At 69.4% G+C, this 26,714-nt stretch carries 27 protein-coding genes, 3 tRNA genes and 1 pseudogene; 22 read left to right on the forward strand and 9 right to left on the reverse strand.

Annotated elements, in window-relative coordinates; all coding sequences use genetic code 11:
- Positions 1-185: 185 nt before the first annotated feature.
- Together ASD59_RS12180 and ASD59_RS12185 are read left to right on the forward strand one after the other, a co-directional pair.
- Entirely contained in the window at positions 186-1,814 is a 1,629-nt protein-coding gene (locus tag ASD59_RS12180; RefSeq protein WP_055832068.1) for a PAS domain-containing hybrid sensor histidine kinase/response regulator, read from the forward strand.
- Between the two features lie 135 nt (positions 1,815-1,949).
- Positions 1,950-2,228 (forward strand): hypothetical protein, encoded by a 279-nt coding sequence (locus ASD59_RS12185; RefSeq protein ID WP_055832071.1) that lies wholly within the window; start codon positions 1,950-1,952, stop codon positions 2,226-2,228.
- A 15-nt stretch (positions 2,229-2,243) separates the two neighbouring features.
- Here ASD59_RS12185 and ASD59_RS12190 read toward each other — a convergent pair whose 3' ends face one another.
- Positions 2,244-4,226, reverse strand: a complete 1,983-nt coding sequence (locus ASD59_RS12190) for an acetyl-CoA carboxylase biotin carboxylase subunit (RefSeq protein WP_055832073.1) — start codon at positions 4,224-4,226, stop codon at positions 2,244-2,246.
- Between the two features lie 220 nt (positions 4,227-4,446).
- On the opposite strand from ASD59_RS12190, the gene ASD59_RS12195 reads away from it, so the two are divergent.
- Complete coding sequence (locus ASD59_RS12195) at positions 4,447-5,940, forward strand: hypothetical protein (RefSeq protein WP_055832075.1); 1,494 nt, start codon at positions 4,447-4,449, stop codon at positions 5,938-5,940.
- A 77-nt stretch (positions 5,941-6,017) separates the two neighbouring features.
- Here ASD59_RS12195 and ASD59_RS14310 read toward each other — a convergent pair whose 3' ends face one another.
- Positions 6,018-6,194 (reverse strand): hypothetical protein, encoded by a 177-nt coding sequence (locus ASD59_RS14310; protein ID WP_156377026.1) that lies wholly within the window; start codon positions 6,192-6,194, stop codon positions 6,018-6,020.
- An 80-nt stretch (positions 6,195-6,274) separates the two neighbouring features.
- Here ASD59_RS14310 and msrB point away from each other — a divergent pair, with 80 nt between their 5' ends.
- From msrB to ASD59_RS12210, 3 genes are all read left to right on the forward strand, one after another.
- Positions 6,275-6,766: a peptide-methionine (R)-S-oxide reductase MsrB gene (gene msrB / locus ASD59_RS12200; protein ID WP_055832076.1), complete on the forward strand. Its 492-nt coding sequence runs from the start codon at positions 6,275-6,277 to the stop codon at positions 6,764-6,766.
- A gap of 49 nt (positions 6,767-6,815) precedes the next feature.
- Positions 6,816-7,397: a hypothetical protein gene (locus ASD59_RS12205; protein WP_055832078.1), complete on the forward strand. Its 582-nt coding sequence runs from the start codon at positions 6,816-6,818 to the stop codon at positions 7,395-7,397.
- Positions 7,398-7,584: 187 nt separating this feature from the next.
- Positions 7,585-7,809 (forward strand): hypothetical protein, encoded by a 225-nt coding sequence (locus ASD59_RS12210; protein ID WP_055832079.1) that lies wholly within the window; start codon positions 7,585-7,587, stop codon positions 7,807-7,809.
- Positions 7,810-7,956: 147 nt separating this feature from the next.
- On the opposite strand, the gene ASD59_RS12215 is transcribed toward ASD59_RS12210, so the two are convergent.
- Positions 7,957-8,031 (reverse strand) — tRNA-Thr (locus ASD59_RS12215).
- A 381-nt stretch (positions 8,032-8,412) separates the two neighbouring features.
- On the opposite strand from ASD59_RS12215, the gene murA reads away from it, so the two are divergent.
- The 14 genes and pseudogenes from murA to ASD59_RS14625 all read left to right on the forward strand — a co-directional run.
- A complete protein-coding gene (gene murA / locus ASD59_RS12220; RefSeq protein ID WP_055832081.1) occupies positions 8,413-9,702 on the forward strand; it encodes a UDP-N-acetylglucosamine 1-carboxyvinyltransferase in 1,290 nt (429 codons plus the stop codon).
- A complete protein-coding gene (locus ASD59_RS12225) occupies positions 9,692-10,171 on the forward strand; it encodes a DUF2948 family protein (protein WP_055832083.1) in 480 nt (159 codons plus the stop codon). Before murA ends, ASD59_RS12225 begins: the two co-directional genes overlap by 11 nt.
- Positions 10,168-10,632 carry a UPF0262 family protein gene (locus ASD59_RS12230; RefSeq protein WP_055832085.1) on the forward strand — a complete coding sequence of 155 codons (465 nt, stop codon included), beginning with the start codon at positions 10,168-10,170 and terminating at the stop codon, positions 10,630-10,632. The genes ASD59_RS12225 and ASD59_RS12230 overlap by 4 nt, the downstream gene beginning before the upstream one ends.
- Positions 10,633-10,735: 103 nt before the next feature.
- Positions 10,736-10,957, forward strand: coding sequence for a translation initiation factor IF-1 (gene infA, locus ASD59_RS12235; RefSeq protein ID WP_013269122.1), 222 nt, complete (start codon positions 10,736-10,738; stop codon positions 10,955-10,957).
- A gap of 12 nt (positions 10,958-10,969) precedes the next feature.
- Complete coding sequence (locus ASD59_RS12240) at positions 10,970-11,545, forward strand: Maf family protein (RefSeq protein WP_055832087.1); 576 nt, start codon at positions 10,970-10,972, stop codon at positions 11,543-11,545.
- Entirely contained in the window at positions 11,542-12,594 is a 1,053-nt protein-coding gene (locus tag ASD59_RS12245) for a ribonuclease E/G (protein ID WP_055832089.1), read from the forward strand. Before ASD59_RS12240 ends, ASD59_RS12245 begins: the two co-directional genes overlap by 4 nt.
- Positions 12,591-12,755, forward strand: coding sequence for a DNA gyrase inhibitor YacG (locus tag ASD59_RS14035; protein WP_082560192.1), 165 nt, complete (start codon positions 12,591-12,593; stop codon positions 12,753-12,755). Before ASD59_RS12245 ends, ASD59_RS14035 begins: the two co-directional genes overlap by 4 nt.
- 64 nt (positions 12,756-12,819) lie before the next feature.
- Positions 12,820-12,895: transfer RNA gene (locus ASD59_RS12250), tRNA-Phe, on the forward strand.
- A gap of 382 nt (positions 12,896-13,277) precedes the next feature.
- On the forward strand, positions 13,278-14,183 hold the full coding sequence (gene exbB, locus ASD59_RS12255; protein WP_055832091.1) for a tonB-system energizer ExbB: 906 nt from the start codon (positions 13,278-13,280) through the stop codon (positions 14,181-14,183).
- Between the two features lie 5 nt (positions 14,184-14,188).
- Complete coding sequence (locus ASD59_RS12260; RefSeq protein ID WP_055832093.1) at positions 14,189-14,626, forward strand: biopolymer transporter ExbD; 438 nt, start codon at positions 14,189-14,191, stop codon at positions 14,624-14,626.
- A 15-nt stretch (positions 14,627-14,641) separates the two neighbouring features.
- On the forward strand, positions 14,642-15,358 hold the full coding sequence (locus ASD59_RS14710; RefSeq protein WP_055832095.1) for a TonB family protein: 717 nt from the start codon (positions 14,642-14,644) through the stop codon (positions 15,356-15,358).
- A gap of 119 nt (positions 15,359-15,477) precedes the next feature.
- The gene (locus ASD59_RS12270; RefSeq protein ID WP_055832097.1) at positions 15,478-16,221 is read left to right on the forward strand and encodes a M48 family metallopeptidase; all 744 of its coding nucleotides are present in this window, start codon (positions 15,478-15,480) and stop codon (positions 16,219-16,221) included.
- A gap of 81 nt (positions 16,222-16,302) precedes the next feature.
- Positions 16,303-16,379: transfer RNA gene (locus ASD59_RS12275), tRNA-His, on the forward strand.
- A gap of 27 nt (positions 16,380-16,406) precedes the next feature.
- Positions 16,407-16,862, forward strand: a pseudogene (locus ASD59_RS14625) (methyltransferase domain-containing protein); the annotation flags it as partial.
- A gap of 229 nt (positions 16,863-17,091) precedes the next feature.
- On the opposite strand, the gene ASD59_RS12285 reads toward ASD59_RS14625, so the two are convergent.
- From ASD59_RS12285 to ASD59_RS12300, 4 genes are all read right to left on the reverse strand, one after another.
- Entirely contained in the window at positions 17,092-18,942 is a 1,851-nt protein-coding gene (locus ASD59_RS12285; protein WP_235561820.1) for a patatin-like phospholipase family protein, read from the reverse strand.
- Positions 18,943-19,024: 82 nt separating this feature from the next.
- Positions 19,025-19,423: a DUF1489 domain-containing protein gene (locus ASD59_RS12290; RefSeq protein WP_055832101.1), complete on the reverse strand. Its 399-nt coding sequence runs from the start codon at positions 19,421-19,423 to the stop codon at positions 19,025-19,027.
- 9 nt (positions 19,424-19,432) lie between these two features.
- Complete coding sequence (locus tag ASD59_RS12295) at positions 19,433-21,460, reverse strand: acetyl/propionyl/methylcrotonyl-CoA carboxylase subunit alpha (RefSeq protein ID WP_055832103.1); 2,028 nt, start codon at positions 21,458-21,460, stop codon at positions 19,433-19,435.
- Positions 21,461-21,521: 61 nt separating this feature from the next.
- A complete protein-coding gene (locus tag ASD59_RS12300; RefSeq protein WP_055832105.1) occupies positions 21,522-22,421 on the reverse strand; it encodes an enoyl-CoA hydratase-related protein in 900 nt (299 codons plus the stop codon).
- Positions 22,422-22,562: 141 nt separating this feature from the next.
- On the opposite strand from ASD59_RS12300, the gene ASD59_RS12305 reads away from it, so the two are divergent.
- Positions 22,563-22,880, forward strand: coding sequence for a hypothetical protein (locus tag ASD59_RS12305; protein ID WP_055832107.1), 318 nt, complete (start codon positions 22,563-22,565; stop codon positions 22,878-22,880).
- Here the strand turns inward: ASD59_RS12305 and ASD59_RS12310 are convergent.
- A complete protein-coding gene (locus tag ASD59_RS12310) occupies positions 22,870-24,462 on the reverse strand; it encodes a carboxyl transferase domain-containing protein (RefSeq protein WP_055832109.1) in 1,593 nt (530 codons plus the stop codon). The genes ASD59_RS12305 and ASD59_RS12310 overlap by 11 nt on opposite strands.
- 38 nt (positions 24,463-24,500) lie before the next feature.
- Complete coding sequence (locus ASD59_RS12315; protein WP_055832111.1) at positions 24,501-25,196, reverse strand: hypothetical protein; 696 nt, start codon at positions 25,194-25,196, stop codon at positions 24,501-24,503.
- 161 nt (positions 25,197-25,357) lie between these two features.
- On the opposite strand from ASD59_RS12315, the gene ASD59_RS12320 reads away from it, so the two are divergent.
- A complete protein-coding gene (locus ASD59_RS12320; RefSeq protein WP_055832113.1) occupies positions 25,358-26,704 on the forward strand; it encodes an MATE family efflux transporter in 1,347 nt (448 codons plus the stop codon).
- Positions 26,705-26,714: the final 10 nt, after the last annotated feature.

The raw sequence follows: 26,714 nt of genomic DNA on the forward strand, positions 1-26,714 counted from the left end.
TCCCGGCGGCGGCCACGGCCGCGCCTCCCGGATCGAACACCGCTTTCCTACGACGGAACCCGGCCCCGGATACAGCCGCAAATGGCGGGCGGGCTTCGGATGGAACTTTGACTGTTGCGAGGGCCGTCTTAACCTTGGCCGGTGCAGAATCGGCGCGTCCGCCGCCCCGACAGGATTTCCGCTTGATGCCATCCCCGCTGTCCCGCCCGGAACAGGACGCCGACGCCCTGGCGATCAGCACCTTCTTCGACGTGTCGCTGGACCTGCTGGTCATCCGCGAGCTGGACGGACGGGTCGTCCGGGCCAGTCCATCGTGGGAGACCGTCCTCGGCTGGCGGCCCGACGAGATGGAGGGCCTGCCGCTGCTGCGCCTGCTCCATCCGGACGACGAGATCGCCACCCTGGAGAGCGTCATCGAGGTCGAGACCCGCGGGCCCCGTGACCCGATGGTCGATTTCAAGAACCGCTATCGCCACAAGGACGGCGGCTACCGCACCATTGAATGGCGCGCGCGGCGGGTCGGGGACCGCGTCTACGGCGTGGCCCGCGACGTCACCGACCGCGTCGCCGCCGAGCGCGAACTGCTGGAGGCCAAGGCGGCGGCCGAGGTCGCCAACCAGGCCAAGACCGACTTCCTGGCCAATATGAGCCACGAGATCCGGACCCCCCTGAACGGCGTCATCGGCCTGATCGGGGCCCTGGCCCAGGGCGAGCTGACCCCGACCCAGCGCGAGCTGGTCGGGCTGATCGAACAGTCCGGCGTGACCCTGGAACGGCTGGTGTCCGACATCCTCGACGTGGCCAAGATCGAGGCCGGCCATCTCGATTTCGCCATCGGCGACATGGACCTGGAGCGCGAGCTGGACGGCGTGATCGAAACCGCCCGCGTCAAGGCCGAGGCGAAGGGGCTCGCCTTCCGCGTCGAGCGCGGCCCCGGCGCCCGCGGCGACTTCCTCGGCGACGCCACCCGCATCCGCCAGGTGCTGTCCAACCTGCTGTCCAACGCGATCAAATTCACCCCCGAGGGCCAGGTCTCGGTCTCGATCGAGGTCGCCGACGACACGCCCGAACCCGGGGTCGCCCTGCTGACCCTGACCGTGCGCGACACCGGCGTGGGCTTCGACGCCGCCGCTGGCGAGGCCCTGTTCCAGCGCTTCAGCCAGGCCGACAGCACCATCACCCGCCGCTTCGGCGGCACCGGCCTGGGCCTGTCGATCTGCCGCTCGCTGGTCGAGATCATGAGCGGCGAGATCACCGCCGACTCCACGCCCGGCGAGGGCAGCTGCTTCACCGTCACCCTGCCGCTGTCGCGCACCCGCTCGGTGGCCGCCCACGACGCCGCCGCCGACGCCGTCCGCGCCCGCGCCGGCGACCCCGAGCCGGTGGCCATCGGTTCCGCGCCGTGGATCGGCGCAGCGCCCCTGCGGGTGCTGCTGGCCGAGGATCATCCGGTCAACCAGCGCGTCGTCGAGGCCATCCTGTCGGGCATGGAGGTGACCACCGTCGGCGACGGCGCCCAGGCCGTGGAGGCCTTCGCCGCCGGGGAATTCGACGTCATCCTGATGGACATGCAGATGCCGGTCATGGACGGACTGACCGCCACACGCGCCATCCGCGCCGCCGAACAGGCCCAGGGCCGGCCCCGCACTCCCCTGATCGTGCTCAGCGCCAACGCCATGGCCCGCCACGTCCAGGACGCCGCCGACGCCGGCGCCGACAGCCACCTGGCCAAGCCCATCACCCCCGGGGCCCTGATGGCCGCGATCGAGGCGACCGTGCCGGTCCCGGCGGCGGTTCTGGCGGCGGCGGGCTAGGGGGCACGCCTCGCCGTGCATCGGGCGGCCCACGCCAACGCGTCGGCGCCGTTTTCACCAACTCCTCACCTTTCCCTCATGCCGCTCACCCGGCGGCGCGTCAGTCTGCGGGCTCCCTCAGACCCCGGTGACGCCATGCCCCCGACGCCCGAACTGCCCGACTACGCCGGACGCTACGACAGCGGCGCCCTGGGCACCTGCGCCGAGGTGACGACCGGGGAGCGCGGGGTGGCGGTGCGCTTCGGGCGCGGGTCGCTGAGCCGGCTGGAGCTGGCGGCGGCGGCGCCGGACGTGTTCCGGACGGGGGCGATGGTGGCGCGGTTCCACCGCGACGCGGGCGGCGCCGTCGTGGCCTTCAGCTACAGCGATCCGCTGCTGCGCGGCCTGCGGTTCACGCGGCAGGGCGCGGACTGAGGCGGCGGCGCGCGGTCAGGCGAACTCCACCAGCACGTCATCCGCGGCCACCGGGTCGCCGGCGGCGGCGCCGACAGCCTTCACCACGCCGTCGCGTTCGGCCTTGAGGATGTTCTGCATCTTCATGGCCTCGATGATGGCGACGGTCTCGCCGGCCTTGACCTCCTGGCCCACGGTCACCGGGATGGCTACCACCAGGCCGGGCATGGGGGAGACGACCAGTTTCGAGGTGTCGGCGGCGACCTTTTCCGGCAGGCGGGCGTAGAGCTCGGCCGTATGCGGGGTGAGGACGCGGACGCGGGCCTTCGCCGCGCGGTGGCGGATGACGAAGCCGTCGGCGACGCGGGCGACCTCGGCGGTGAAGGGCTCGCCGTCCAGCTCGGCGCGGAACTGGGCCAGGCCGGGGCGCCAGTCGATCTCCGTCAGCCGGGCGTGGCCGCCGCCGGTGAAGGCCAGCAGCAGGGCCTCGTCGGCGTCGTAGGACAGGTCGACGCCGTGGGGGGTCTTGTCGATCAGCACGACCCAGTCGGTGCGGTCGGACGGGTCGCCGGCCTGTTCGGCGGCGATCTCGTTCATGGCCACGGCGGCGGCGATCATGATCTGCGTCTGGCGCGCGTCGGGCCTCAGGCCGTGGAAGCCGTCGGGGAATTCGTCCTTGATGTAGCTGGTCGAGATGTTCCCGCCGCGGAAGCGCGGCTGGTCCATGACGGCGGAGAGGAAGGGGATGTTGTGGCCGACGCCCTGCAGGTGGGTGTCCTCCAGCGCCCGGGCCATGCCGGTCAGGGCCTCGTCACGGGTGGGCCCCCAGGCGCACAGCTTGGCGATCATGGGGTCGTAGAACATGCTGATCTCGTCGCCCTCGCGGACGCCGGAATCGTTGCGCACGACATAGCCGTCCTCGTGCTCGCCCTCTTCCGGCTGCTCGTAGCGGACGAGGCGGCCGATCGACGGCAGGAAGCCGCGATAGGGGTCCTCGGCGTAGATGCGGCTCTCGATGGCCCAGCCGTCGATGGCCAGATCATCCTGTGCGAACGCCAGCGTCTCGCCCCAGGCCGAGCGGATCATCTGCTCGACCAGATCGACGCCGGTGATCAGTTCGGTGACCGGATGCTCGACCTGAAGCCGCGTGTTCATCTCAAGGAAGAAGAACGACTTGTCCTGTCCCGCCACGAACTCGACCGTGCCGGCGCTGTCGTAGTTGACGGCCCTGGCGAGGGCGACGGCCTGGGCCCCCATGGCGGCGCGGGTGGCTTCGTCGAGCAGCGGGGAGGGCGCCTCCTCGATGACCTTCTGATTGCGACGCTGGATCGAGCATTCGCGCTCGAACAGGTGGACGACATTGCCGTGCTTGTCGCCCAGCACCTGGATCTCGATGTGGCGCGGGTCGATGATGAATTTCTCGAGGAAGACGCGGTCGTCGCCGAAGGCGTTGAGCGCCTCGGCCTTCACGGCGGCGAAGCCTTCGGCCATGTCGGCGTCCGAGTGGGCGACGCGGATGCCCTTGCCGCCGCCGCCGGCCGAGGCCTTGATCATGACCGGATAGCCGATCTGGTTGGCGATCTCGACGGCGTGTTCGGTCGTCTCGATCAGGCCCATGTGGCCGGGGACGGTCGAGACGCCGGCCTCCGCGGCGAATTTCTTGGAGGTGATCTTGTCGCCCATGGCCTCGATGGCGTGGGGATTGGGGCCGATGAAGGTGATGCCCTCGGCCTCGAGGCGGCGGGCGAAGGCGGCGTTCTCGCTGAGGAAGCCGAAACCGGGGTGGACCGCCTCGGCGCCCGTCTGGCGCACCGCGTCGACGATCCTGTCCTGCAGCAGATAGGACTGGGCGGCGGGGGCGGGACCGATCAGTACGGACTCGTCGGCCATTTCGACAGCCAGGGAGCCGGCGTCGGCCTCGGAATAGACCTGCACCGTCTTGATGCCCATGCGGCGGCAGGTCTTGATGATGCGGACGGCGATTTCGCCGCGGTTGGCGATCAGGATTTTGGAGAACATGTGTCTTTGAATCTGAGGCGAACGTGATCGCGGCGTGAAGCGGCTGCCCCGATTAGGCCGCGATCTGGCGTGAGTAAACCAAGGGGGCTTTCAACCGGCCAGCGTTCGGGCTTGGCAAAGCCTGTATCGATGGGGTTAAAGCCGTTCCAGTCCCGTTCATCGACGCCCGTTCATTTTTGTCCACTCCCCCGTCCCGCTTACTGGCCCGGAGCCTGACCTGATGTCCCGCATCCTTACCTTCGCCGCTGCTGCGACCCTGACCCTCGCGGCTGGTGTCGCGCCTGTCGCCGCCCAGGACTTCCGCGCCCTGGCGCGCCAGGACCTGCAAAGGGCTCACGACGAACTGGCCGCCAACCATCCGGCGCCGGCCGTGTCGGGCGCAGCGAGCCAGAGCTTCCGCAGCTGGCTGGACGCCGGCCTCCAGGACGCCCTGGGCCGCGCAGGTCAGGCCAACAGCGGCGACGCCCATGCCTATCTGATGCGCTACTACGCGGCGGGCTTCCGCGATTCGAACATCGCCATCACCCCGACCTTCGAGGGCATGGGGCCGTATTTCGGCACCAGCTGGCCCGGTTTCACCACCGGCTGGCGCGGCGGCAAATACGTCGTCACCTATGTGAAGCCGGGCACCCGCGGCGCGCCGCGTATCGGAGATGCGGTGGTCGAGTGCAACCTGACCCCGATCGAGGAATTCGCCCGGAAGAAGCTGGACCTGTGGGAGGGCAACCTCGAAACCGAGGCGGGCCGCGTGACCTCGGCCCCCTATCTCCTGTGGAATCGCAACAACCCGTTCGCCGCCGGGGTGCCGTCGATGTGCAGCTTCCAGTCGGGCCGCGGCCGCCCGCGCGACATCCAGATCCGGCCCATTCCGGTGGTCGCGGGCGACCTTGAGGCCGCCTACCGCGCCACGGTCTATATGCCGCCCGCGGCGCCGCTGGCGGTCGAGACCGTCAACGGCCGGCCGTGGGTGCACGTGCACTCCTTCGCCGACAGCGCCGGCTGGCAGGCGTTCAACGCCGCCGTCGAGGGCCAGGCCGCGACCCTGCGGGGGCCGCAGGGCTTCGTGCTGGACCTTCGCGCCGCCTCGGGTTCGGGTCTGAACTCGTCGACCGCCCGCGGCTATGGCCTGGCCAACCGCATCTGGACGCCGGAGTTCACCGTCAGCCGCCAGCCGGCGGCCGGCGAGCTGACCTATCGCGCCACCCAGGGCAACCGCGACTGGTACGCCGCAGCGCTCGGTCGCATGGAGGCTGATCCGCAGTTCGTGCAGGAAGCCACCCCGGTGATCGAGCAGACCCGCGAGATCGTGGCCGCCTTCGACGCCGCCATCGCCGCCGGCCAGCCCACCTTCACCCTGGCGGGCCGCGCCGCGGTCGCCGACACGGGCGCTTCGAACCCCGTGCAGGGCCCGGTGGTCGTTCTGGTCGACGCCGGCTGCTCGGGCGGTTGCCTGGACACCCTGGACCTGCTGTCCAAACTGCCGAACGTGCGCATCGCCGGTTCGACCACGGCCACCGACTCGATCTTCGTCGAGCCCACCGTGATGCGTCTGCCGTCGAACTATTCGGACCTCAGCTACGGCCACAAGGCCTGGACCTCGCGTCCGCGCGCCAACAACCAGCCCTACACGCCCGCGCAGGGCCTGGTTTACACCGGCAGTCCCGCCGACGAGACGGCGGTGCGGGCCTGGGTGGGCAGCCTGTTCGGCGGCTGATCCGGGACTTCCATGAGACAAAAAGGCCGGCCAGGGGAAACCCGGGCCGGCCTTTCATTTGCCCCGGTGACGCCCGCCTAATCGCGCTTCCGGGCCCGGTCGGCGGCGTCCATCAGGCGCAGGCCGGACATCTCGGCCGCGTCGGCGGTCAGGTTCATGGCCGCCTCGGGCGGATCCTTGACCACAACGACCCCATGAGTGGCCTTGGGCGTCAACGGATCGGTGATCAGTTCGGCTTCGGATTTTTTCTTCATGGGCGCGGAACGGTCTGCACGACCGCCCGGTTCCGAACACGGGGTTTGCGAACGGCCCGGACGCCTCCTACGTGGACACAATGACCGAGACCGACATCGCCCCGAGCCTGCGTTCCCCCTCCGGCTACGACCTGACGCCGCCCGGCGAGGCGCAGCGGCTCGCGCTGGAGGCGGACCTGTCGCCGGAGGAGAAGCGCGTCCTGCTGGCGCACGGCACCGAGGCCCCGTTCTGCGGCACGCTCCTCGGCGAAAAGCGGGCGGGGGTGTTCTGCTGCCGCGAATGCGGTCTGCCGCTCTTCCGCGCCGGGACCAAGTTCGAAAGCGGCACGGGCTGGCCCAGTTTCACCGAGCCGGTCGATGCGACTCATGTGACCGCGATCACTGACCGCTCGTATGGAATGACGCGGACCGAGACCCGATGCGCCCGCTGCGGCAGCCATCAGGGCCATGTCTTCCCGGACGGCCCCGGACCGACCGGCCTGCGCTACTGCATCAATTCCGTGGCGCTGACTTTCGTGCCGGAGGGCTCGCCCCTGCCGGACCCGCTGGGACGCGGCGACGGCAAGGCCTGACCTTGGCCGCAATTGGGGCTAGGGTGGCGACAGTACTGGAGTCGGGCGCATGCTGATCACCGCGATGCTGATGGCCGGAGCCCTGACAATGGGGGATCCGGACGGCGTGGTCGCCACCGCCCCGGCCACCCGGGTCGATCTGGGGGCGACGGTCCAGCCCGTCGGGCCGTCGGTCGAGGGCGCGGCCCAAGCGGGCGTGCCCCACAATCTGACCACCGACGAGCAGATCGACCGCTGGATCGCGACGCGATCCGTGGATGACAGGCCCTATGGCCGTGACCCCGGCGAGCCGCTGGATGACGGCCTGCCGCATGGCGCGTTCAGCGCCAGCATCGGAACCGGCGGCTATCGCGACTATGGAGCGGCGGTTTCCATGCCCATCGGCGAGAACGGCCGGCTCAGCCTCAGCTACCGCCAGACCGAGAACGGTTATCCTTATGGCGGCCATGGATATGGCTATGGGGACGGCTACACCTACGGTCAGGGTCATGGCGGGGCGGCGTTCGACGGCGGCTACGTGTTTCCGGGATATCGCCCCGGCGCCGCGGCCCGGTTCGAGGCCGAGGTCATGCGGCCCGAGGGACCGCCGAACCGGCGGCCCCTGGTTCAGTTGGAACGCGCCGAGCCCTGACGGCGTCGGGCCCTTCGCTTTAAACGAGAACCGCCGTGATGCGGCGCGCTACTGCGCTCCGGGGGGCACGGCCAAGCTTAATCGCGTAAACCGGATCGCAATCCCATTAGTTGTATGGCATGAGGCGAGTCGACGCACAGCAAGGTGTGTCGACCCGCCTCATAACCACGGCTATCGGAGTCACCCCATGAAGAAAACCATCGCCGCCGTTACGGCGGGCCTGCTGCTCGTCGCCGGTCAGGCGGCTGCGGCCAATGACACTGCCGCCGCCCGCATCGGCGACCGCGTCGGCGCCTCGACGGCGGAATCCAGCGAGTTCGCTGGCGTGCCGCTGCCGGTGCTGCTGATCGGCGCCGCCGTGATCATCGCCACCATCGTCGTCGCGACGGACGACGATTCCGAAAGCGATTAAGTCTCGCCCCACAAGGCCGACAAGGCCCCGCCGGCTCCGCCGGCGGGGCTTTTTTGCGTCCGGCCGCCGGTCGCCGGAGCGAATCGCCCGGCCCTGAACGCCAAACGGGGCCTGACTGCAAAGTCAGGCCCCGTCAGGGTTTCAGAGTGGTGCCGCCGGGGGGAATCGAACCCACGACCTCAGCCTTACCAAGGATGCGCTCTACCACTGAGCTACGGCGGCCTGATCTGAGGAAGCGGCCCTATAGCCAACCGGGGACAAAGGGGGAAGCCCCCATTTCCGATGCTTGCGGAAAAGTGCGGCGCCGGGTCAGATCGACCCATGGATGAGTCGAAGATCGCAGGGCCTCAGCCCCCACTGCCGACAAGCCTGCCGGATCCGCTGGCCCCGGCGAAAACGCCTGCCACGGCCCGGGCCCAGCGGCTGTCCACGGCGCTTCGCGACAACCTGAGACGACGCAAGGCGGCGAGCCGGGCGGTCAAGCCGGCAGCGCCGAGCAACTGAATGTCATCGGCCGCGTCGCCGCCGGCCTTTCGCAACCGCAACCGTCCGCGCTAGATAGCCGATCCCCCTTGCGCCCCGCACGGGGCCGCAAGAGACGACATGGACAGCATCGCCATCACCGGCGGCGCCCGGCTGAACGGAAGCATTCCGATCAGCGGCGCCAAGAACTCCGCCCTCAAGCTGATGGCGGCGGCGATCCTCACGGACCAGCCGTTGCTGCTGACCAACATGCCGAGGCTCGCGGATACGAAATTCCTGGGCCGGCTGCTGCGCGAACTGGGCGTCGAGGTGACCGAACGCGACGGGGCCGACGGGCAGGAGACCCTGTTCCACGCCGGGCGCATCAGCTCGACCTTCGCTCCCTATGATCTGGTCCGCCAGATGCGGGCCTCGTTCAATGTCCTGGGGCCCCTGCTGGCGCGCACGGGCGAGGCCAAGGTGTCGCTGCCGGGCGGCTGCACGATCGGCGCGCGGCCTGTCGATCTGCACCTGCAGGCGCTGACGGCCCTGGGCGCCGAGATCGAACTGGACGAAGGCTATGTCACGGCCCGCGCGCCCCACGGTCTGAAGGGCGCGGAGATCGAGTTTCCGTTCGTCTCGGTCGGCGCGACCGAACACGCCCTGCTGGCCTCCGTGCTGGCCGAGGGCGTGACGGTGCTGAAGCGGGCCGCGCGCGAGCCCGAGATCGGGGATCTGGCGCACTGCCTGACGGCGATGGGCGCGAACATCAGCGGCATCGACACCGACGAACTGGTCATCACCGGCGTGTCGTCCCTGGGCGGCGCGACCTGGTCGGTGATTCCCGACCGGATCGAGATGGGCTCCTACGCCGTCGCGGCGGCCATGGCCGGGGGCGAGGTGCGGCTGACGAAGGCACGGCCCGAACTGATGACAGCGCTGAGCGAGAAGATGATCGAGGCCGGGGTCGAGGTGACGCCGACGGCGGACGGGGTGATCGTCAAGCGCGATCCGGCGGTCCGGCTGAAGGCGGTCAATGTGGCGACGGAGGTCTATCCGGGCTTCGCCACCGACCTGCAGGCCCAGTTCATGGCCCTGATGACGACGGCCGAGGGCGACAGCGTCATTCACGAGAACATCTTCGAGAACCGCTTCATGCACGCGCCCGAACTGGCGCGGCTGGGGGCGGACATCCATGTGCACGCCGGCGAGGCCGTGGTTCGGGGCGTGCCGGTCCTGCATGGCGCCCCCGTGATGGCCACCGACCTGCGGGCCTCGGTCAGCCTGGTGATCGCCGGCCTGGCGGCCGAGGGCGAGACCACGGTGGGCCGCGTCTATCATCTGGACCGCGGCTTCGAACGGCTGGAAGAGAAGCTGGGCGCCTGCGGCGCCGACATTCGCCGGATCAAGGGCGACGAGCATGACCACTGACGGCCGCAGCGGCGAGACGGAGGCGGCGGCGGGCGCGCCGGTCGAGCCGCTGCGCCTGCTGGCCGAGGACGCCGACGACCTGCACATCATCTCGGCGGCCCTGCAGGACGCCATCCTGCGCCCGGTGGACATCGTCTGGGAGCCGTCGGGGCGACGGGTGACGCTGAAGCTGAGCCGGTTCTGCTGGGAATGCGGCGGCACCCGGGTGATGGCGGCGATGCAGTTCGGCGACGTGATCGCGGTCAAGAGCCGGCGCCTGCCGCGCCTGCCCGAAAGCGCGCTTGAGCTGCTGGCCATGGATTTCGTGCCGGACGAGGCGCCGGGCGGACGCGTGATCCTGATGTTCGCGGGCGGCGGCGACCTGCGGATCGACGTCGAATGCCTGGACGCCGTGCTGACGGACCTGTCCGAGCGCTGGCCGGTGAAGATGGCGCCCACCCATCTGTCCGAAGAGGCGGATCCCGCGTGAGGGAGCACCGCCTCGCCTCGGTCGATCTGGACGCCGCGACCCTGTCGGCCGCCACGGCCGAGATCGAGCACGAGCGGCGGGTCGCCATCTTCGACCTGATCGAGAAGAACAGTTTCGAGCCGGCGGGCGCGGCGGGCGGACCCTATGCGCTGAAGCTGTCGCTGGTGGACGGCCGGCTGGCGTTCGAGATCACGGGCCCGGACTTCCATCGCGTCCATGGCCTGTCGCTGACGCCGCTGAACAAGGTGGTGAAGGACTATATCGCCATCTGCGACAGCTATTACGAGGCCCTTCGCGGCACATCCCCGGCCCAGATCGAGGCCGTCGACATGGGCCGGCGCGGTCTGCACAATGAAGGCGCCGAGCTGCTGAAGGCGCGGCTGGACGGCAAGATCGCCATCGACCACGAGACGGCGCGTCGGCTGTTCACCCTGGTCACGGCGCTGTACCGGCGCGGTTGATCTCGACTATCCCGGCGTTTTCGGGCATTAGGCCCGCTCTTTTCGACGCGCGCTTTCGCCCGGCGCGCGTCCTGACTCGTATTCACAGGGCGCGAGAGGCCGCATGGCTAAGGAAGAACTGCTCGAGTTTCCCGGCGTCGTCAGCGAACTGCTGCCGAATGCGACGTTCCGCGTGCTGCTCGAGGGCAACGACCACGAGATCATCGCCCATACCGCCGGCAAGATGCGCAAGAACCGCATCCGCGTGCTGGCCGGCGACAAGGTCCTGGTCGAGATGACGCCCTATGACCTGACCAAGGGCCGCATCACCTACCGCTTCAAGTAAGGACGGGCTCACATGAGCCGTCCTGAACTCGTGCTGGCCTCGGCCAGCCCGCGCCGCATCGAACTGCTGGCGCTGATCGGGATCGCGCCCGACCGCGTCGATCCCGCCGACATCGACGAGACCCCGCTGAAGGACGAGACGCCGACGCGCCTCGCCGCGCGGCTGGCGATCTCGAAGGCCGAGGCCGTGGCGGCCGGGGCGCCGGACGCGGTCGTGCTGGCCGCCGACACCGTGGTGGCCGTGGGCCGACGCCTGCTGGAAAAGCCCGCCGACGAGGCCGAGGCCGTCCGGTTCCTGAAATTGCTTTCGGGCCGCAATCACCGGGTCTTCACCGGCGTGGCGGTGACCGCGGGGGTGCGGACCACGCACCGGGTCGTCGACACCCGCGTCAGTTTCAAGGTTCTGTCCGACGCCGAGATCGCCGCCTATGTCGCCTCGGGCGAATGGCGGGGCAAGGCGGGCGGCTACGGCATCCAGGGCCGGGCAGGGGCCTTCGTCACCCGTCTGGTCGGCAGCTATCCCGCCGTCATGGGTCTGCCGCTGTTCGAGACGGTCAATCTGTTGAACGGCGCGGGCTGGCGGGCGTGAGAGAGCCGCCTCTGCTGACCTATCTGGACGATACGCCGGGTGAGACGCGCGGGATCATCTTCGATGACATCGGCTGGCAGCATGTCCTGACCGATTTCGAGGGCGAAGACCCGCAGCAGAAACTGGGCGCGCGCTCGGTGGGCCGGGTGGAGAGGATCGAGCCCAGTCTGAAAGGCGTCTTCGTCGATCTGGGACAGCGCGATGGCGGGCGGGCCTTTTTGCCGGTCGGCGGCGGACAGCGGCTGCACGAGGGCGAAAAGATCGAGGTCGAGGTCGTCTCCGAGCGCCGGGAGATGAAGGGGGTCACGCTGAAGCTGTCGGGCAAGGGGCAGGGCGAGCCCCGGCTGTTGACGCCCGGACCGACGGTGCGGGAATGGCTGGGACGGCTCGCACCCGGCGTCGAGCCGATCGAAGGCGTCAGGGCGATCGAAGCGGGATGGAGCGCCGTTCGCGAAGCGATGGAACAGCCCTTCCTGTCTCAGGGGCCCGTGGTGACGGTCGAGCGAACGCGGGCCATGATCGCGGCGGACTTTGACTATATGCCGACGCCCGGCCGGCGTGCAGCGCCGCAGGATCGGCTGGAGGCGAATCGACGGGGTCTGAAAGCGGTGGCCCGGACGCTCCGTCTACGCAGCGTGGGCGGGCTCGTGGCGATCGACCTGGTGGGCGCGGGTCAGGATGGCGACGCCCTGCTGAAGACGGCCAGGGCTGAGTTCGGGAGCGACCCGGATATCGTGTTCGGCCCGGTCAACCGCTTCGGGGTCATGATGCTGTCCCTGCCGTGGCGGTTCGAGCCTCTCGAGGAGCGGCTGTTCCGTCATCCGCGAATGCAGTCCTGGGACCCGCGCGCCGGGGCCGTGGAGGCGACACGCCGGCTGCGGCACGCGATGCTCGGAGACACAACGACGGCGCGCGTCACGGTCCGCTGCGCCCCGAGGACCGCCGAACTGGCCGCGCCGCTGGTGGCGCGACTGGGGCCGCGCGCCCATGTGAAGGGCGACGACGCGCTGCGGTACAGTGAATTCGCAGTCGAGGCGGAGCAGCCATGACGACCTGTCCCATCTGCCGCCGTCACCCGGCGGACGAGAAATACAAACCCTTCTGCTCGAAGCGCTGCGCCGACGTGGATTTGCAGCGCTGGTTCACGGGCGGATATGTCCTGCCCGACAGCGGCGGGGACGTGCCGACGGACGATGGCGAAGAAGACTGATCTGACGGCTGGACACCCCCTGACCGCTCGCCTATAGACGCCGCCTCCGCGCCGCGACGCGTGCGCCTGGGTAGCTCAGTTGGTAGAGCAGTGGATTGAAAATCCACGTGTCGGTGGTTCGAATCCGCCCCCAGGCACCATCGCTCCCTTTCCGAGGCCGGAACCGGGTTCGCCGCCATCACGAAAATGTCGCTTTCCGCCCTGATCTTCGGTGATCGGGCCGTTGGCTCCCTCGCGAGGGGAAAAGCGCCGTCCCGCACTTGACGCTCTGGTATGCGTTCGCCAAAGGAGCTTGACCGCTTTCCTTTGCGGGCGGTCGGCGGGAAGGGAAAACGGTTTTCCCGGTTCGTCGGCGCCGCGCCGGAAGCTACTTGGCAACCGGAAGCGTCAGCAGGCGTTCCGCAGTCCGGGGTTCCTTAACCCTGTCGCTACGGGCGAGAATTTCATCGAGAGCGGTCGTCGTCTGCGGCCGTTTCTTTTGGGTTCCACAAGTCAGACCAAAACAGCAGGAACTGGCGAACTATGTTCGATATCAAGAAAACCAACATCCTCCTGGCCATGGCCGCCGCTGGCGTGCTTATGGCCGGCACGCCGGTTCTCGCGCAGGATGCCCCCGCCGCCGATCCGGCCGCCGCTGCAGCTGCTCCGGCCGCTGACGCCGCCGCCGCTCCGGCTACCCCCGCTCCGGCCGCTGACGCCGCCGCCGCTCCCGAGCCCGCCGTCGTCGGCGGCGAGGCCCATGGCAAGCTGACCCCGGCCGGCATGTTCATGCAGGCTGACCCGGTCGTTAAGGTCGTGATGGTCGGCCTGCTCCTCGCCTCGGTCTTCTCCTGGGTGCTGCTGCTCATCAAGATCTTCGAGTTCGGCTCGCTGAACCGCAAGACGGACCAGTTCCTGGAATCCTTCCGCCAGGCCCGCACCATCGCCGACATGCGCCGCGTGGCGACGGCGGACGAGTTCGACGGCAACCCGCTGGCCGACATGGCCGCCGCGGCGACCGACGAAATCGAACTGTCGCGTCAGGCAGGCCTCTCGGTCACCGGCGATCACGCCGACTCGGCCCTGATGCGCGCCCAGCAAGCCGTCGCCGCCGTTCAGGCCGGCCTCGCCAAGCGCCTCTCGGGCGGCCAGCAGTTCCTCGCCTCGGTGGGTTCGACCGGTCCGTTCATCGGTCTGTTCGGCACCGTCTACGGGATCATGAACTCCTTCATCGGCATCGCGAACACCAACACGACCAACCTGGCCGTCGTCGCCCCCGGTATCGCCGAGGCGCTGCTGGCCACGGGTATCGGCCTGTTCGCCGCTATCCCGGCGGTTATCTTCTACAACTACTTCAACACCCGCATCTCGGCGTACGGCACCCGTTCGGATGGCTTCGCCGCTGAACTGACCAACGCCATCTCGCGTAACCTCGACAAGGGAGCGTAAGCCAGATGGCCGCCAAACTCTCAGGCGGCGGCGGCGGCAAGTATCAGGTCGAGCAAAACAGCGAGATCAACGTTACGCCGTTCGTGGATATCATGCTGGTTCTGCTCATCATCTTCATGGTGGCGGCACCGCTTGCTACCCCGTCGGTCGAAGTGAAGCTCCCGCGTGCTGTCGCCCCGCCCGCCCAGAACCCGCCTGTCCCGATCTATATCTCTATCCAGAGCAATGGTCGGGCCTTCCTGGGCGATTTCCCCGTCGAACTGGACCAGATTGGTCCGGAGCTGACGGGGCAGATCGGCCGTCGCAATCCCGCGGACGAACGGATATTCATCCGCGCGGACCGGACCACCCGCTACGGCGATTTCATGCAGGTCATGAACTCGCTGCAGGACAACGGCTTCTACAGCGTTGCCCTGGTGGGTGAAGACAACTCGGCCGAGTAGGGGCGCTGGTGAATCATGACAGACATTGAATACCATCGTTCCAGGTACGACGCTCCCAAGGCCAAGGGCCTGTTCGGGGTCCCGCCGGGGGTTCTGCTCGGCAGCCTGCTGATCGTCGCCCTCCTGTTCACCGTGCTGGCCTTCTACTTCATCAACGCGCGGTTCAAGTTGAAGGAGATCAATTACTCCGACGACGCGGTCGACGTGGAGATCATCGAACCGATCCCGCCTCCGCCTCCGCCTCCGCCGCCGCCTCCGCCGGACACGCCCCCGCCGCCCAAGCTGCAGGTGCGCCCCCCGGTCGTCGTTCCGAACGCTCCGCCGCCTCCGGTGACGCTGCCGATCGAACCGACGAAGAAGGAGGACCGGGTCGAATATACGGGTCCGCCCGTCATCGTTCCCGGACCGCCGCCGCCTCCGGCTCCGCCGGCTCCGCCGCGGCCGTCGGTGATCACGCAACCGAGCTGGGCGCGTCAGGTGCTTCCTGAGTACCCGGAACGGGCCATGAGCCGGGGCATCGAGTCCGGCCGGGTCGGGATCAGCTGCACCGTTCAACAGGACGGCAGCCTGTCCAACTGCTCGGTCACGTCGGAAGATCCGGCCGGAGCCGGCTTTGGTCAGGCGGCTCTCGCCGCGGCGCGCCGTTCGCGGGTTTCGCCCCGCACGGTGGATGGCGCGGCCCAGGGCGCGACCGTCCGCTATACGGTCAGCTTCCGGGCGCCCGCCGACTAAGGGTGTCCTGACATCCGAGAACAGAACGCCCCGGAGCTCCGCCTCCGGGGCGTTTTTTCATGCGGGGGAGCCTTTCCGGCGGCCGGACATTATGGCGGGGCTGCTATGGAGACGCCCCTATGAAATCCCTTATCGCCGCCGCCGCGCTGGCCAGCGCCGTCGCCCTGGGCGGTTGCGCCTACAACGAGACCCTGGGCCGCAACCAGCTGCTGATCGTCGACGAAAGCGCCCTGACGCAACAGTCGGAAGCCGCCTGGGCCGAGGCCCTGCGCACCCAGCGTGTCTCATCCGACGCCGCCGGCAATGCCCGCATCCGCCGGGTGGGCGACAGGATCGTCCAGGCCGCGGGCCTGACCGATCGCCGCTGGGACTACGCCCTGTTCGTCAGCAACAGCCCCAACGCCTTCGTCCTGCCGTCGGGCAAGATCGGCGTGACGACGGGCCTGCTGGCGCTCGTCCGCAACGACGATCAGCTGGCGACCGTTCTGGGACACGAGGTCGGCCATGTGGTCGCCCGGCATGCGGCCGAGCGCTATTCGACCAGCGCTCTCACCAGCATCGGACTCAGCGGGGTCCAGAGCGCGGCGGGCGACTATGGTCGAGCCGCCGGCGCGATTGGCGGCCTGGGGGCTCAACTCGGCTTCCTGCTGCCCTTCTCGCGCAATCACGAGCTCGAGGCCGATCGCCTCGGCGTCGATTACCTGCAGCGTGCGGGCTACAAGCCGTCGGAGGCCGTCGCCCTGTGGCGACTGATGGCTCAACAGCGCCAGGGCTCCAACCCCGAGTTCGCTTCGACCCACCCCTCGGACTCGACCCGTATCGCGGCGCTGGAGCAGTACATCGCCAGCCGCGGCTGGGCCTGAGGCGTCCGGAGGTGAATATTCCCGCCCGGTCGCTTGATCGGGCGGGACTGTCCCGGTAGATACCGCCCTCGCGCTGATAGCGCCGCCTTAGCTCAGTTGGTTAGAGCGCCGGTTTGTGGAACCGGAGGTCCTCAGTTCAAGCCTGAGAGGCGGTACCATCCTCACCTGGTGGAGGCGTTCGCGGCATGACCGACACGTCCCGCCAGCCGCCCGGCCCAAGCTGGGATCCCGTGCAGTATCAACGGTTCGAGGCGGAGCGCGATCGCGCCGCCCAGGACTTGCTCGCGCGCCTGCCCCCGGACCTGGCGCCGCGGGAGATCTGGGACCTCGGCTGCGGCGCCGGCCAACACGCCATCCAGCTGAAGCGCCGCCATCCCGGCGCGAGCGTGCACGGGCTGGATGCGAGCGCGGCCATGCTGGAGCGCGCGCGGTCGGCCGAGCCGGACATAGACTGGCGGCAGGGCGACCTGGCCGTCTGGACCCCCGAAGTTCCCGCGGACCTCATCCTCGCCAACGCCTCGCTGCAGTGGGTCCCCGACCATGCGGCGGTCTTCTCGCGTCTGGCCGTGGCGCTGGCCCCGGGCGGCGTGATCGCGGTGCAGATGCCCATGGCTCACGAAACCCGCCATCATACGCTGATGCGGGATGTCGCGGGGCAGGAACCCTGGGCGGGCCGTCTGGCCGGGGTGCGGTCGATCGCGCCCCTGCTTTCCGCCGAAGCCTATTACGACCTGCTGGACCGCGACTTCACGGGCATCGACATCTGGTCGACGCGCTATCTGCATGTCCTCGGCGGACCGGACGCGGTGCTGGAATGGATGAAGGGCACGGCCCTGCGCCCCTACATGTCGACGCTGGCGGACGATGCGGCTACGGGCTCGGCGTTTCTTTCCGCCCTCGGCGCGCGGCTCGCCGAAGCGTTTCCGCGACGGCCGGACGGGGCGACCCTGCTGCCGTTTCCCCGCCTGTTCCTGATAGCGCGGCGTCGTTGAGGGCCCGACGCCGGTGCAGGCCGGTGACCGGCCCGTCCAGCGTCGCGAGAACGTCCCGGGTGGCGCGGTAGCCTGCGGCGACGCCGAGGTCGAAACCCTTCCAGTCGCGGATATCGAGCCCGTCCGGCGTCGGCTGGATCAGGAGGTCGGACGCGGCGCGCGAGCTCTCGATATCCGCGTCCGTGGTCAGGGTCGCCGACCGCATCAGGATGGAGACGATCGGCGGGCCCCGACGCCACGCCCCGGTGACGATCAGTCGCCAGATGGAGGGCGGGTGTTCGATCAGGTCCGGATCGACGCCCCGCGCTTCCGACATGTCGATGCCGATGATCGGGCCGCCGTGCATCTGGCGCATGACCTCGGTGGGGAGGTTCTTCAGCACCGCGCCGTCGACCAGAACCTGCCCGTCCATGACGATCGGCGGCAGCAGACCCGGTATGGCGATCGAGGCCCGGATGGCCCGGCGCATCAGCCCGCGCCGGTGGACCTCGATCTTGCCGCTGGTCAGATTGGTGGAGACGGCGAAGAACGGCCGGTTGAGGTCCGCCAGATCGATGTCGCCATAGGCCTCGAGCAGCAACCGGTCGACCTTGTGCGCCCGGGTCATGGCCAGCATGGGGAAGGTCAGGTCCGACAGCGGGTCGCTCTCGACGAAGGCCTTGTGGATCCGCCGCTCCAGTTCGTCCTGCGTCCAGCCGAGCGCGGGCCCGGCGGCGATGACCGCGCCCATGGACGAGCCGCCGACGAAGTCGATCGGGACGCCGGCCTCGGTCAGGGCCCTCAGCGCCCCGATGTGGGAATAGGCCCGGGCGCCGCCGCCCGACATGACCACGCCGACCGCCGAACCGGTGACGACGCGCGCCATCCGTTCGGCGTCGGCCCGATCCCCCTCGATGCACTGGAACCAGCGTCCCGGCTGGACGGCGTCCAGCCAGACGGCGGTGTTGGCGGGCCTGGGCATGCGCGGATCGCGCAACAGGATCAGGTCGGTGCGCCGCTGGGCGTCAAGCACCCCGGCGTGGGGCATGGGGCGGTTGGGCGGCGCCATCAGGCCGTTGCCGACCACGAACACCCGGTCGACCTGGCGCGCGCAGAGGGCGGCCCAGGCGGGTTCATCCTGTTCGGCTACATAGAGGACGAGATCGTGGGAATCCTCGACCCGGCTGAACCATTCCGCGGCCGAGGCGAGGGCGGAATGGTCGATGACCTGGCAGGTGAAACCGTCGGCCTCGATCGCCGCCGCGATGCGTTCTACGAAGGCGCGGATCGGGCGGGGGCGGGCGGAAACGAAGCCGAACACGCTGGGTTCGCCGCCGCCGGACCGGCGGTCCCGCGCGCGCTGGATCATGAGCCGCGACAGCTCGACCATCAGATCGGGTTCGGTCCGGGCGGCCTCGAAGAAGGCGTCCCGGGGCAGGGCCAGGACCTCGCAGTCGCGCAGGGCGACGACGTCGGCGGTGTGGACCGTGCCCGCCAGCATGGCCATCTCCCCAGCCGGCTCGCCGGGCCGGATGACGCCGACGAACTGGGGCGGACGGTCCTCGTCGTGATCGCGCCGGAAGACGCCGAGGCGGCCGCTGCGCAGCAGGTACAGGGTATCGGCGCCGTCGCCCTCGGCGAACAGGGTCTCGCCGCCTGTCAGGGCGAACCAGCTGGCGCGCGTGTTCTTCCCGCCCTCGAAGATGCGGTGCAGGGCGTCTTCCAGCCGGTCGGAGCGGGGAGCGGGCATAGCGGGTTCTAGGGGTCAGGTTCTAGGGGCTAGGGAATCGACAAGGGCCATGGTCGCAGTATCCGCCCCTAATCCCTAGAACCTACCACGCCCCCATCTCCCGCAACTGCTTCGCCAGTTCCGGCGGCACCTCGCCGGCGTCGAGGGTCGACAGGTCCATCGGCGCGTCCTTGGGCTCCAGATAGCGCCAGCCCTGGAAGGGGCGGCGGGCCTGGGGCGCGGTGCGGATCACCTCGGGGGACAGTTTGATCAGGCAGTGCGACGTCTTGCCTTCGCCTTTGGTGGTGATGTCCAGGATCGGCATGCGGCAGGTGACCGAGCCCTTCATGACCCAGAACAGCGAACCGCCGTCTTCAAGCTCGGCGGCGCGTTTGGGCGTCATCCGGGTGTTGACCGTCAGCCATTCGCCCTTGGCGGCGCGGCGCTCCAGCGTCTCGACCTTTGCGACGCCGACGCACAGCTTGATCATGTGGAGAGGCATGGTCTGGATCTAGTCAGTCGCCGTGACGACCGCCACCACCGTATCCGCCGAGACCTGATCGCCGACCGCGACGCCCACTTCGCCGACGACGCCGTCGAACGGCGCGACGAGGGCGTGCTCCATCTTCATGGCCTCAAGCACCACCACGGGCTGGCCCCTGGTCACCGTGTCGCCGGGTCTGGCCGGCGTGGCGACGATCTTGCCGGGCATGGGCGCGCGCAGGGAGCCGTCGGAGGCGGCGGAATGATCCGACCCTCCGCCATGCGTCAGCGGACCGTAGGGCCAGGCCTGGCCGTCGAGGAAGAGGACCGACAGCTCGTCGTCCACCTCGACCGAGGCGTCCTCGCCTGTGATCGCATCGTCCAGCACCACCTGGCCGCCGGCCACGGCGCCGGCGCCCCAGGTGCGGTCGCCGGTCTTGACCTCCCACCAGGTGTCGCCGTCCATGGCGCGGAATTCAGCCTCCACCGGCTGACCGGCGACGCTCATCGATCGCCGGAAATATCCCGGCCCGTTGAGGCGGAAGCCGAAGAGGGCGTGGGACGATGAGCGCCAGATTTCCTGCCCGTCGCCGTACATTTTCGTGCGGTAGTAGTCGTCCTTGTCCGCCTGCGCCGCGAAGGCGGCGGCGATAACCGCTTCAGGGATTTCGGTGCTGATCAGCGACGCTTCCTCGGCGGCGATGAAGCCGGTGTCCACGTCACCGGCGACGAAGCGCGGGTGTTCGAGGCAGCGCGACAGGAAGGCGGCGTTGGTGCGGACGGGCCAGACCTCGACCTGACGGCAGGCGGCGGCCAGCCGTTCGGCCGCCCCGGTCCGGGTGTCGGCGTGGGCGATGATCTTGGAGATCATGGGGTCGTAGAACTGGCTGACCTCGCCGCCCTCCTCGACGCCGGTGTCGACCCGTACATCGTGGGGCGCCCGGTAGTTGTCCGGGTTCGGCATCAGGAAATGGTCCAGCCGGCCGATGCTGGGCAGGAAGCCGTTGGCCGGATCCTCGGCGTAGAGCCGCGCCTCCATGGCCCAGCCGTTCAGGGAGATCTCGTCCTGCTCCAGCGGCAGGGGCTCGCCCGCGGCGACAAGAAACTGCCATTCCACCAGATCAACGCCCGTGACCTCTTCCGTCACCGGATGCTCGACCTGCAGCCGGGTGTTCATCTCCATGAACCAGATGCGGTCAGCCTTCAGCCCGTCCGACGCGTCGGCGATGAATTCGATGGTGCCGGCGCCCTCGTAGTTCACCGCCCGGGCGGCGCGGACGGCGGCGTCGGTGACGGCCTTGCGGGTGGCGTCGTCCATGCCGGGGGCGGGGGCCTCCTCGATCACCTTCTGGTGGCGGCGCTGCAGCGAGCAGTCCCGCTCGTAGAGGTGGACGACCTTGCCGTGGCTGTCGCCGAAGATCTGCACCTCGATGTGGCGCGGGCGGGTGATGTAGCTCTCGATCAGGACGCGCGGATCGCCGAAGGACGACTGGCCCTCGCGCCGGGCGCTGGCCAGGCCGGCGGCGAAGTCCTCGGGCCGGTCGACACGCTTCATGCCCTTGCCGCCGCCGCCGGCGACGGCCTTGATCAGCACCGGATAGCCGATGCGCGCCGCCTCGGCGGTCAGGGTGGCGTCCGACTGGTCCTCGCCCTGGTAGCCGGGCGTGACCGGCACCCCGGCCTCGATCATCAGCGTCTTGGCGGCGTCCTTCAGCCCCATGGCGCGGATGGCGGCGGGGGGCGGGCCGATCCAGACCAGGCCGGCGGCCATGACGGCCTCGGCGAAGTCGGCGTTCTCGGACAGGAAGCCATAGCCGGGGTGGATGGCCTCGGCCCCTGTGGCCTTCGCGGCCGCCAGCACTTTCGCCGGGTCGAGATAGCTTTCGCGCGCCGGGGCGGGGCCGATCAGCACCGCCTCGTCGGCCTCGCGCACATGCAGGGCGTCGGCGTCGGCTTCGGAATAGACGGCGATGGTCCGGATGCCCATGTGGCGGGCGGTGCGGAAGACGCGGCAGGCGATCTCGCCGCGATTGGCGACCAGGACGGATTTGAACATGGGAGGTGTCTAGCCGGTCTGTCGCTGGCGGAGAAGGTGGCGGGGGAGGAGACGGCGCTCGCTATTCCGCCCAGCGGGGTTTTCGCTTCTCCAGGAACGCGCGAACGCCTTCCTGACCCTCGGCCGACACGCGGGCGCGGGCGATGCGTTTGGCGGTTTCCTCCATCAGGCCGTGGTCGATCTTGTGGCCGGCGACGTCATTCACCAGCCGCTTGGCCTCGCCCATGGCGCCCGGCGCATTGGCGCTGATGCTGTCGGTCAGCATGGAGATGAATTCGTCGACCGATCCCTCGGGCAGGACCATATCGATCAGGCCGGCGTGGGCCGCATAGTCGGCGTCGAAGATGTTGGCCGACAGGAACAGCTGGCGCGCGCGGCGGGCGCCGACGGCCTCGACGACATAGGGGGCGATGGTCGCCGGGATCAGGCCCAGCTTGACCTCGGAGAAGGCGAAGCGGGCGCCCTCGACGGCCACGGCCATGTCGCAGGCGGCGACGATGCCGGCTCCGCCGCCCATGGCCGCGCCCTCGACGATGGCGCAGGTCAGGGCGGGAACGTCGTGCAGGGCCTTCAGCATCTTCGCCAGACCCATGGCGTCGTCGCGGTTGTCGCTCTCCGACCAGCCGGCCGCGTCGCTCATCCAGCCCAGATCGGCGCCGGCGCTGAACGTGCCGCCCGCGCCGCGAACGAAGACCAGCCGCACATTGTCGGCCCCATGCAGGGTCTCGAACGCTTCATAGAGCGCGGCGATGGTGGGTGCGTCGAAGGCGTTGCGCTTGTCGGGCCGGTTGATGGTGACGAAGACGATCCCGTCGGCCGTCGAGTCGATCTGGACCAGATCGTCATTGGCGTCCGGCGCCGGGTCGGCCAGCAGAGGGTGCGAGATGGCGTTGATCTCGGCGGCCTCGGCGTCGGTGATGTCCAGGGCGTTGATGTCGGCTTCGGTGGGCTTGTCGGTCATGATCGGTCCTTCGCGGATAGTCGATTGTAGCGCATGGCTTGCGGAATGGCAGCGACGCTTGTCGATGCCGGGCTCGTTTCTTGACAGGGCAGGGAACGAGGGAATTGATCGCGGCAGCTCAGGAAAGCCTGCGAGGACGACATGCCGCACGCCACGCGATCCCGGAAACCCGCGCGACTGACGCCCGGAAAGGCGAAGCTGGCCGCTGAAATCCGGCAGCAGCTCATGGACCAGGGCGGCGCCGCCCATCGTGAGGTGATCATCGGCCGGATCCTGCAGCGCAAGGGCCTGAGCGGACTGGCGGCCGACCGCGCGCGGCGCGCCCTGCTGTCAGCCTTCGAACTGCACGCCGATCCGGCCGCCGCCGACGTGGCGCCGCATCTGTTCGAACTGCCGTTCGGCCCGGATTCCTACCGCTGGGCGCTGGACGGCACGGTCAGGCCGCCGCTTACATCCTGAACACGCCGAAGGTCGTCTCCGGGATCGGCGCGTTCAGCGAGGCGGAAATGGCCAGACCGAGAACGTCGCGGGTCTGGGCCGGATCGATGATCCCGTCGTCCCAGAGGCGGGCGGTGGCATGGTACGGATTGCCCTCGTCCTCGTATTTCCGGCGCACGGGCGCCTTGAACTCTTCCGCCTGCTCCGGGGTCCAGCTGTCGGCGTCGCGGTGGACGGTGGCCAGCACCGCGGCGGCCTGTTCGCCCCCCATGACGCTGATCCGGCTGTTGGGCCAGGTGAACAGGAAGCGCGGGCCGAAGGCGCGGCCGCACATGCCGTAGTTGCCGGCTCCGAAGCTGCCGCCGATCAGGACGGTGAATTTCGGAACCTCCGCCGAAGCCACGGCGGTGACCAGTTTGGCGCCGTTCTTGGCGATGCCCTCGGCCTCGTATTTGCCGCCGACCATGAAGCCCGAGATGTTCTGCAGGAAGACTAGCGGGATCTTCCGCTTGCAGGCCAGTTCGATGAAGTGGGCGCCCTTGAGCGCGCTCTCCGAGAACAGCACGCCGTTGTTGGCCAGGATGGCGACGGGATAGCCCCAGATGCGCGCGAAGCCGCAGACCAGCGTCGTGCCGTACAGGGCCTTGAACTCGTCGAACTCCGAGCCGTCGACGAGGCGGGCGATGACCTCGCGGACGTCATAGGGGGCGCGGACGTCGTCGGGGATCAGGCCGTACAGCTCCTCGGCGTCGAAGGCCGGAGCGCGGGGCTCGCGCACGTCCAGCTCGACCGACTTCACCGTGTTCAGGCTGTCGACGATGGTCCGGACGATCTCGAGGGCGTGCTCGTCGTTCTCGGCGACATAGTCGACGACACCGGACCTGCGGCCGTGGGTCTCGGCCCCGCCCAGCTCCTCGGCGGAGATGACCTCGCCCGTCGCGGCCTTCACCAGCGGCGGGCCGGCCAGGAAGATGGTGCCCTGCTCGCGGACGATGACGCTCTCGTCCGACATGGCCGGGACATAGGCGCCGCCGGCGGTGCAGCTGCCCATGACGCAGGCGATCTGGGGGATTCCCTTCGCCGACATCCGGGCCTGGTTGAAGAAGATGCGGCCGAAATGGTCGCGGTCGGGGAAGACCTCGGCCTGGTGCGGCAGGTTGGCCCCGCCGGAATCGACCAGATAGACGCAGGGCAGGCGGTTCTGTTCGGCGATCTCCTGGGCGCGGAGGTGCTTCTTCACCGTCATCGGGAAATAGGCGCCGCCCTTCACCGTCGGGTCGTTGGCGACGATCATGACTTCGCGGCCCGAGACGCGGCCGACGCCGCAGATCATGCCCGCGCCGGGCGCGCCGTCGCCATACATCCCGTTCGCCGCCAGCTGGCCGATCTCCAGGAAGGGCGAGCCGGGATCCAGCAGGCGTTCGACGCGGTCGCGGGGCAGCAGCTTGCCGCGCGCGACGTGGCGGTCGCGGCTGGCCTCCGAACCGCCGCGCGCCGCCTTGGCGACCCTGGCGTGGAGTTCGTCGCGGAGGCCCCGGTTGTGGGCGTCCAGCGCCTTGAAGGCGGGGCTGTGCGGATCGATAGCGGAAGTCAGCTTGGGCATGCCGCTGGTGTAGGGGGCTTGCCGCGCCGGGAAAAGCCCTAGCGCCGCTGGAACACGTAGCGGCAGCCTCCCGCCGGCGGCCCGACATCCAGCCCGCCGAAATAGACGCCGTCCATCGCCAACCGGTCGTCGCCCTGCACCCGCGCCCGTCCTTTCAGCATCAGGTCGGCAGGCACGGTGTTGCCGCGTTCGACGACGAAGCCGATGCGCCCGGCGACCGGGTCGAACTCGACCGATCCCCAGTAGTCCTGGCGGACCTCGAACGGCACGAAGGTGACGGCGAAGCGGCCGTCGCTGCTGAACCGGAGTTCGCGCAACGGGTCGCGCGGGACCGGGCCGCCGCAATCCACCGAGGCCTGCGACCAGAAGCCTGTCAGCACGGGTCCTTCGGCGGGGGCGATGCGGAATCGGGTCCGGACCGTCCGTGAGCCCAGCGTCCCCGCGATTTCCACATCCCGTCCGGGCGTCGCGTCAGGTCCGATCACGATCCGGCGGCGCTCGGGCGCGACGGTGACGGCGGGGTCGGACGACGACCACCGGCTGAAGCATTTCAGCGGCACGCCGATCATGCCGTGCAGGCCGTCGTTGGCGTGGATCGCAACCTCGCCCCCGGGGCGTCCGGGCGCGATGGCTACGCCGATGCTCAGCTGGTCGGAGTCATAGGCTTCGCACGGGGGCTCATCATCCTGGGCGGGAACGGTGATCAGGGCGGCGGCGAACAGCAGGTCCAGCAATGGACATCTCCCGGAGCGAGGGGGCCACCGTCTCCGGTGCGGTGCGTCCCGTCAACAGCGCCCGGCAGGCCGGACGCGCGGGCGCGTGGTGATCCCGCTTATGGGTCGGTCGGCTTTCCCAGGTTGACCTCGCGGCGCGACCGTGGCCTGAGGCGCGTCCCATGATCGGCTTCAACACCCAGACCCGGACGACCCTGCGTGAGCTGCTGCACCTGGCGTGGCCGGTGGTGCTGGCGCGCATCGGCATCATGACCATGGGTCTGACCGACGTGATCGTGGTCGGCAACTGGTCCGGGCTGGAGCTGGCCTACAGCTCGCTGGCGCTGGCCCCGACGGCCATCATAGTCACCACCGCGGTCGGCCTGATGATGGGGGTGCAGGTCATGACCGCCCGCCTGATCGGCGAGGGCCGGCGCGGCGAGGTCGGCGGCGTGTTGCGGCGGGGCGTGGTCTATTCGTTGCAGCTGGGCGTGACCTCGATGATCGGCCTGATCCTGATCGGACCCTGGGCGCTTCAGCACATGGGTCTGGCGCCGGGCCTGGGCGAGGGGGCTTCTCCGGTGCTGGTGGTCTTCGCCCTGTCCATGCCGGGCTATCTGGTCAGCGTGGCGGCCCAGTTCTTCCTCGAGGCCCTGCATCGGCCCCGCGCGGGCATGTGGGCCATGTGGATCGCCAACGGGCTGAACCTGGCCCTGAACCTGCTGCTGGTGCCCGACATCCTCGGCCTCGGGATGGACGGCGCGATCGCGTCGGCCTGGGCGACCTTCTTCGCCCGGACCTCGCTGGCGGTCTTCCTGCTGGTCTACATCGTCCGCCTGCCCGAGGCGCGGGCGCTGGGCGTGTTCCGCCGCCCGGCGCGCAACCCGGCCGACGAGCGGGCGCAGCGCAAGGTCGGCTACGGCGCCGGCAGTTCGTACTTCATCGAGGTGGGCGCCTTCGCCGCCATGACCTTCATCGCCGGCCAGCTGGGTGCGATCGAGACCTCGGCCTGGGCCATCGTGCTCAACGTTTCGGCCATCGTCTTCATGGTCCCCATGGGGCTGTCGTCGGCGACCGCGGTGCTGGTGGGCCGGGCCTACGGGGCGCGAGACGGGCGCGGCGTGCTGCGCGCCGGCCTGGTCGGCATCGGCGTGGTCATCGCCCTGACCCTGGCGGTGGCCCTGGCCGTCTGGCCGGGCGCGCCGCTGATCGCCAGCGCCTACAACCGCGACCCCGAACTGCTGGCGGTGGTCGTTCCGGCCCTGGTGCTGACGACCCTGTTCTTCGTGGCCGACGGCATCCAGGTGGTTTCAGCCTCGGCCAACCGCGCCGCGGGCGACGTCTGGTGGCCGACGATCATGCATTTCGCCGCCTACAGCCTGATCATGATGCCGCTGGGCTGGTGGTTCGCGCACGCGATGGGCGTCAACGGCCTGGTCTGGGCGGTGATCATCGCCAGCCTGGTGTCGTCGGCGCTGCTGACGGGGCGCTTCGTGCGGGTGGCGAAGCGGCTGGCGCCGCAGGGATGAGAGATCAGGG

It is taken from the genome of Brevundimonas sp. Root608 (assembly GCF_001427825.1).
Classification (GTDB): Bacteria; Pseudomonadota; Alphaproteobacteria; order Caulobacterales; family Caulobacteraceae; genus Brevundimonas.

What these genes read in the sequence shown, in the direction of transcription:
- ASD59_RS12180 (WP_055832068.1), top strand. Translation starts at nt 186, where the DNA reads ATGCCATCCCCGCTGTCCCGCCCGGAACAGGACGCCGACGCCCTGGCG.
- ASD59_RS12185 (WP_055832071.1), top strand. Translation starts at nt 1,950, where the DNA reads ATGCCCCCGACGCCCGAACTGCCCGACTACGCCGGACGCTACGACAGC.
- ASD59_RS12190 (WP_055832073.1), bottom strand. Translation starts at nt 4,226, where the DNA reads ATGTTCTCCAAAATCCTGATCGCCAACCGCGGCGAAATCGCCGTCCGC.
- ASD59_RS12195 (WP_055832075.1), top strand. Translation starts at nt 4,447, where the DNA reads ATGTCCCGCATCCTTACCTTCGCCGCTGCTGCGACCCTGACCCTCGCG.
- ASD59_RS14310 (WP_156377026.1), bottom strand. Translation starts at nt 6,194, where the DNA reads ATGAAGAAAAAATCCGAAGCCGAACTGATCACCGATCCGTTGACGCCC.
- msrB (WP_055832076.1), top strand. Translation starts at nt 6,275, where the DNA reads ATGACCGAGACCGACATCGCCCCGAGCCTGCGTTCCCCCTCCGGCTAC.
- ASD59_RS12205 (WP_055832078.1), top strand. Translation starts at nt 6,816, where the DNA reads ATGCTGATCACCGCGATGCTGATGGCCGGAGCCCTGACAATGGGGGAT.
- ASD59_RS12210 (WP_055832079.1), top strand. Translation starts at nt 7,585, where the DNA reads ATGAAGAAAACCATCGCCGCCGTTACGGCGGGCCTGCTGCTCGTCGCC.
- murA (WP_055832081.1), top strand. Translation starts at nt 8,413, where the DNA reads ATGGACAGCATCGCCATCACCGGCGGCGCCCGGCTGAACGGAAGCATT.
- ASD59_RS12225 (WP_055832083.1), top strand. Translation starts at nt 9,692, where the DNA reads ATGACCACTGACGGCCGCAGCGGCGAGACGGAGGCGGCGGCGGGCGCG.
- infA (WP_013269122.1), top strand. Translation starts at nt 10,736, where the DNA reads ATGGCTAAGGAAGAACTGCTCGAGTTTCCCGGCGTCGTCAGCGAACTG.
- ASD59_RS12240 (WP_055832087.1), top strand. Translation starts at nt 10,970, where the DNA reads ATGAGCCGTCCTGAACTCGTGCTGGCCTCGGCCAGCCCGCGCCGCATC.
- ASD59_RS14035 (WP_082560192.1), top strand. Translation starts at nt 12,591, where the DNA reads ATGACGACCTGTCCCATCTGCCGCCGTCACCCGGCGGACGAGAAATAC.
- exbB (WP_055832091.1), top strand. Translation starts at nt 13,278, where the DNA reads ATGTTCGATATCAAGAAAACCAACATCCTCCTGGCCATGGCCGCCGCT.
- ASD59_RS12260 (WP_055832093.1), top strand. Translation starts at nt 14,189, where the DNA reads ATGGCCGCCAAACTCTCAGGCGGCGGCGGCGGCAAGTATCAGGTCGAG.
- ASD59_RS14710 (WP_055832095.1), top strand. Translation starts at nt 14,642, where the DNA reads ATGACAGACATTGAATACCATCGTTCCAGGTACGACGCTCCCAAGGCC.
- ASD59_RS12270 (WP_055832097.1), top strand. Translation starts at nt 15,478, where the DNA reads ATGAAATCCCTTATCGCCGCCGCCGCGCTGGCCAGCGCCGTCGCCCTG.
- ASD59_RS12285 (WP_235561820.1), bottom strand. Translation starts at nt 18,942, where the DNA reads ATGCCCGCTCCCCGCTCCGACCGGCTGGAAGACGCCCTGCACCGCATC.
- ASD59_RS12290 (WP_055832101.1), bottom strand. Translation starts at nt 19,423, where the DNA reads ATGCCTCTCCACATGATCAAGCTGTGCGTCGGCGTCGCAAAGGTCGAG.
- ASD59_RS12295 (WP_055832103.1), bottom strand. Translation starts at nt 21,460, where the DNA reads ATGTTCAAATCCGTCCTGGTCGCCAATCGCGGCGAGATCGCCTGCCGC.
- ASD59_RS12300 (WP_055832105.1), bottom strand. Translation starts at nt 22,421, where the DNA reads ATGACCGACAAGCCCACCGAAGCCGACATCAACGCCCTGGACATCACC.
- ASD59_RS12305 (WP_055832107.1), top strand. Translation starts at nt 22,563, where the DNA reads ATGCCGCACGCCACGCGATCCCGGAAACCCGCGCGACTGACGCCCGGA.
- ASD59_RS12310 (WP_055832109.1), bottom strand. Translation starts at nt 24,462, where the DNA reads ATGCCCAAGCTGACTTCCGCTATCGATCCGCACAGCCCCGCCTTCAAG.
- ASD59_RS12320 (WP_055832113.1), top strand. Translation starts at nt 25,358, where the DNA reads ATGATCGGCTTCAACACCCAGACCCGGACGACCCTGCGTGAGCTGCTG.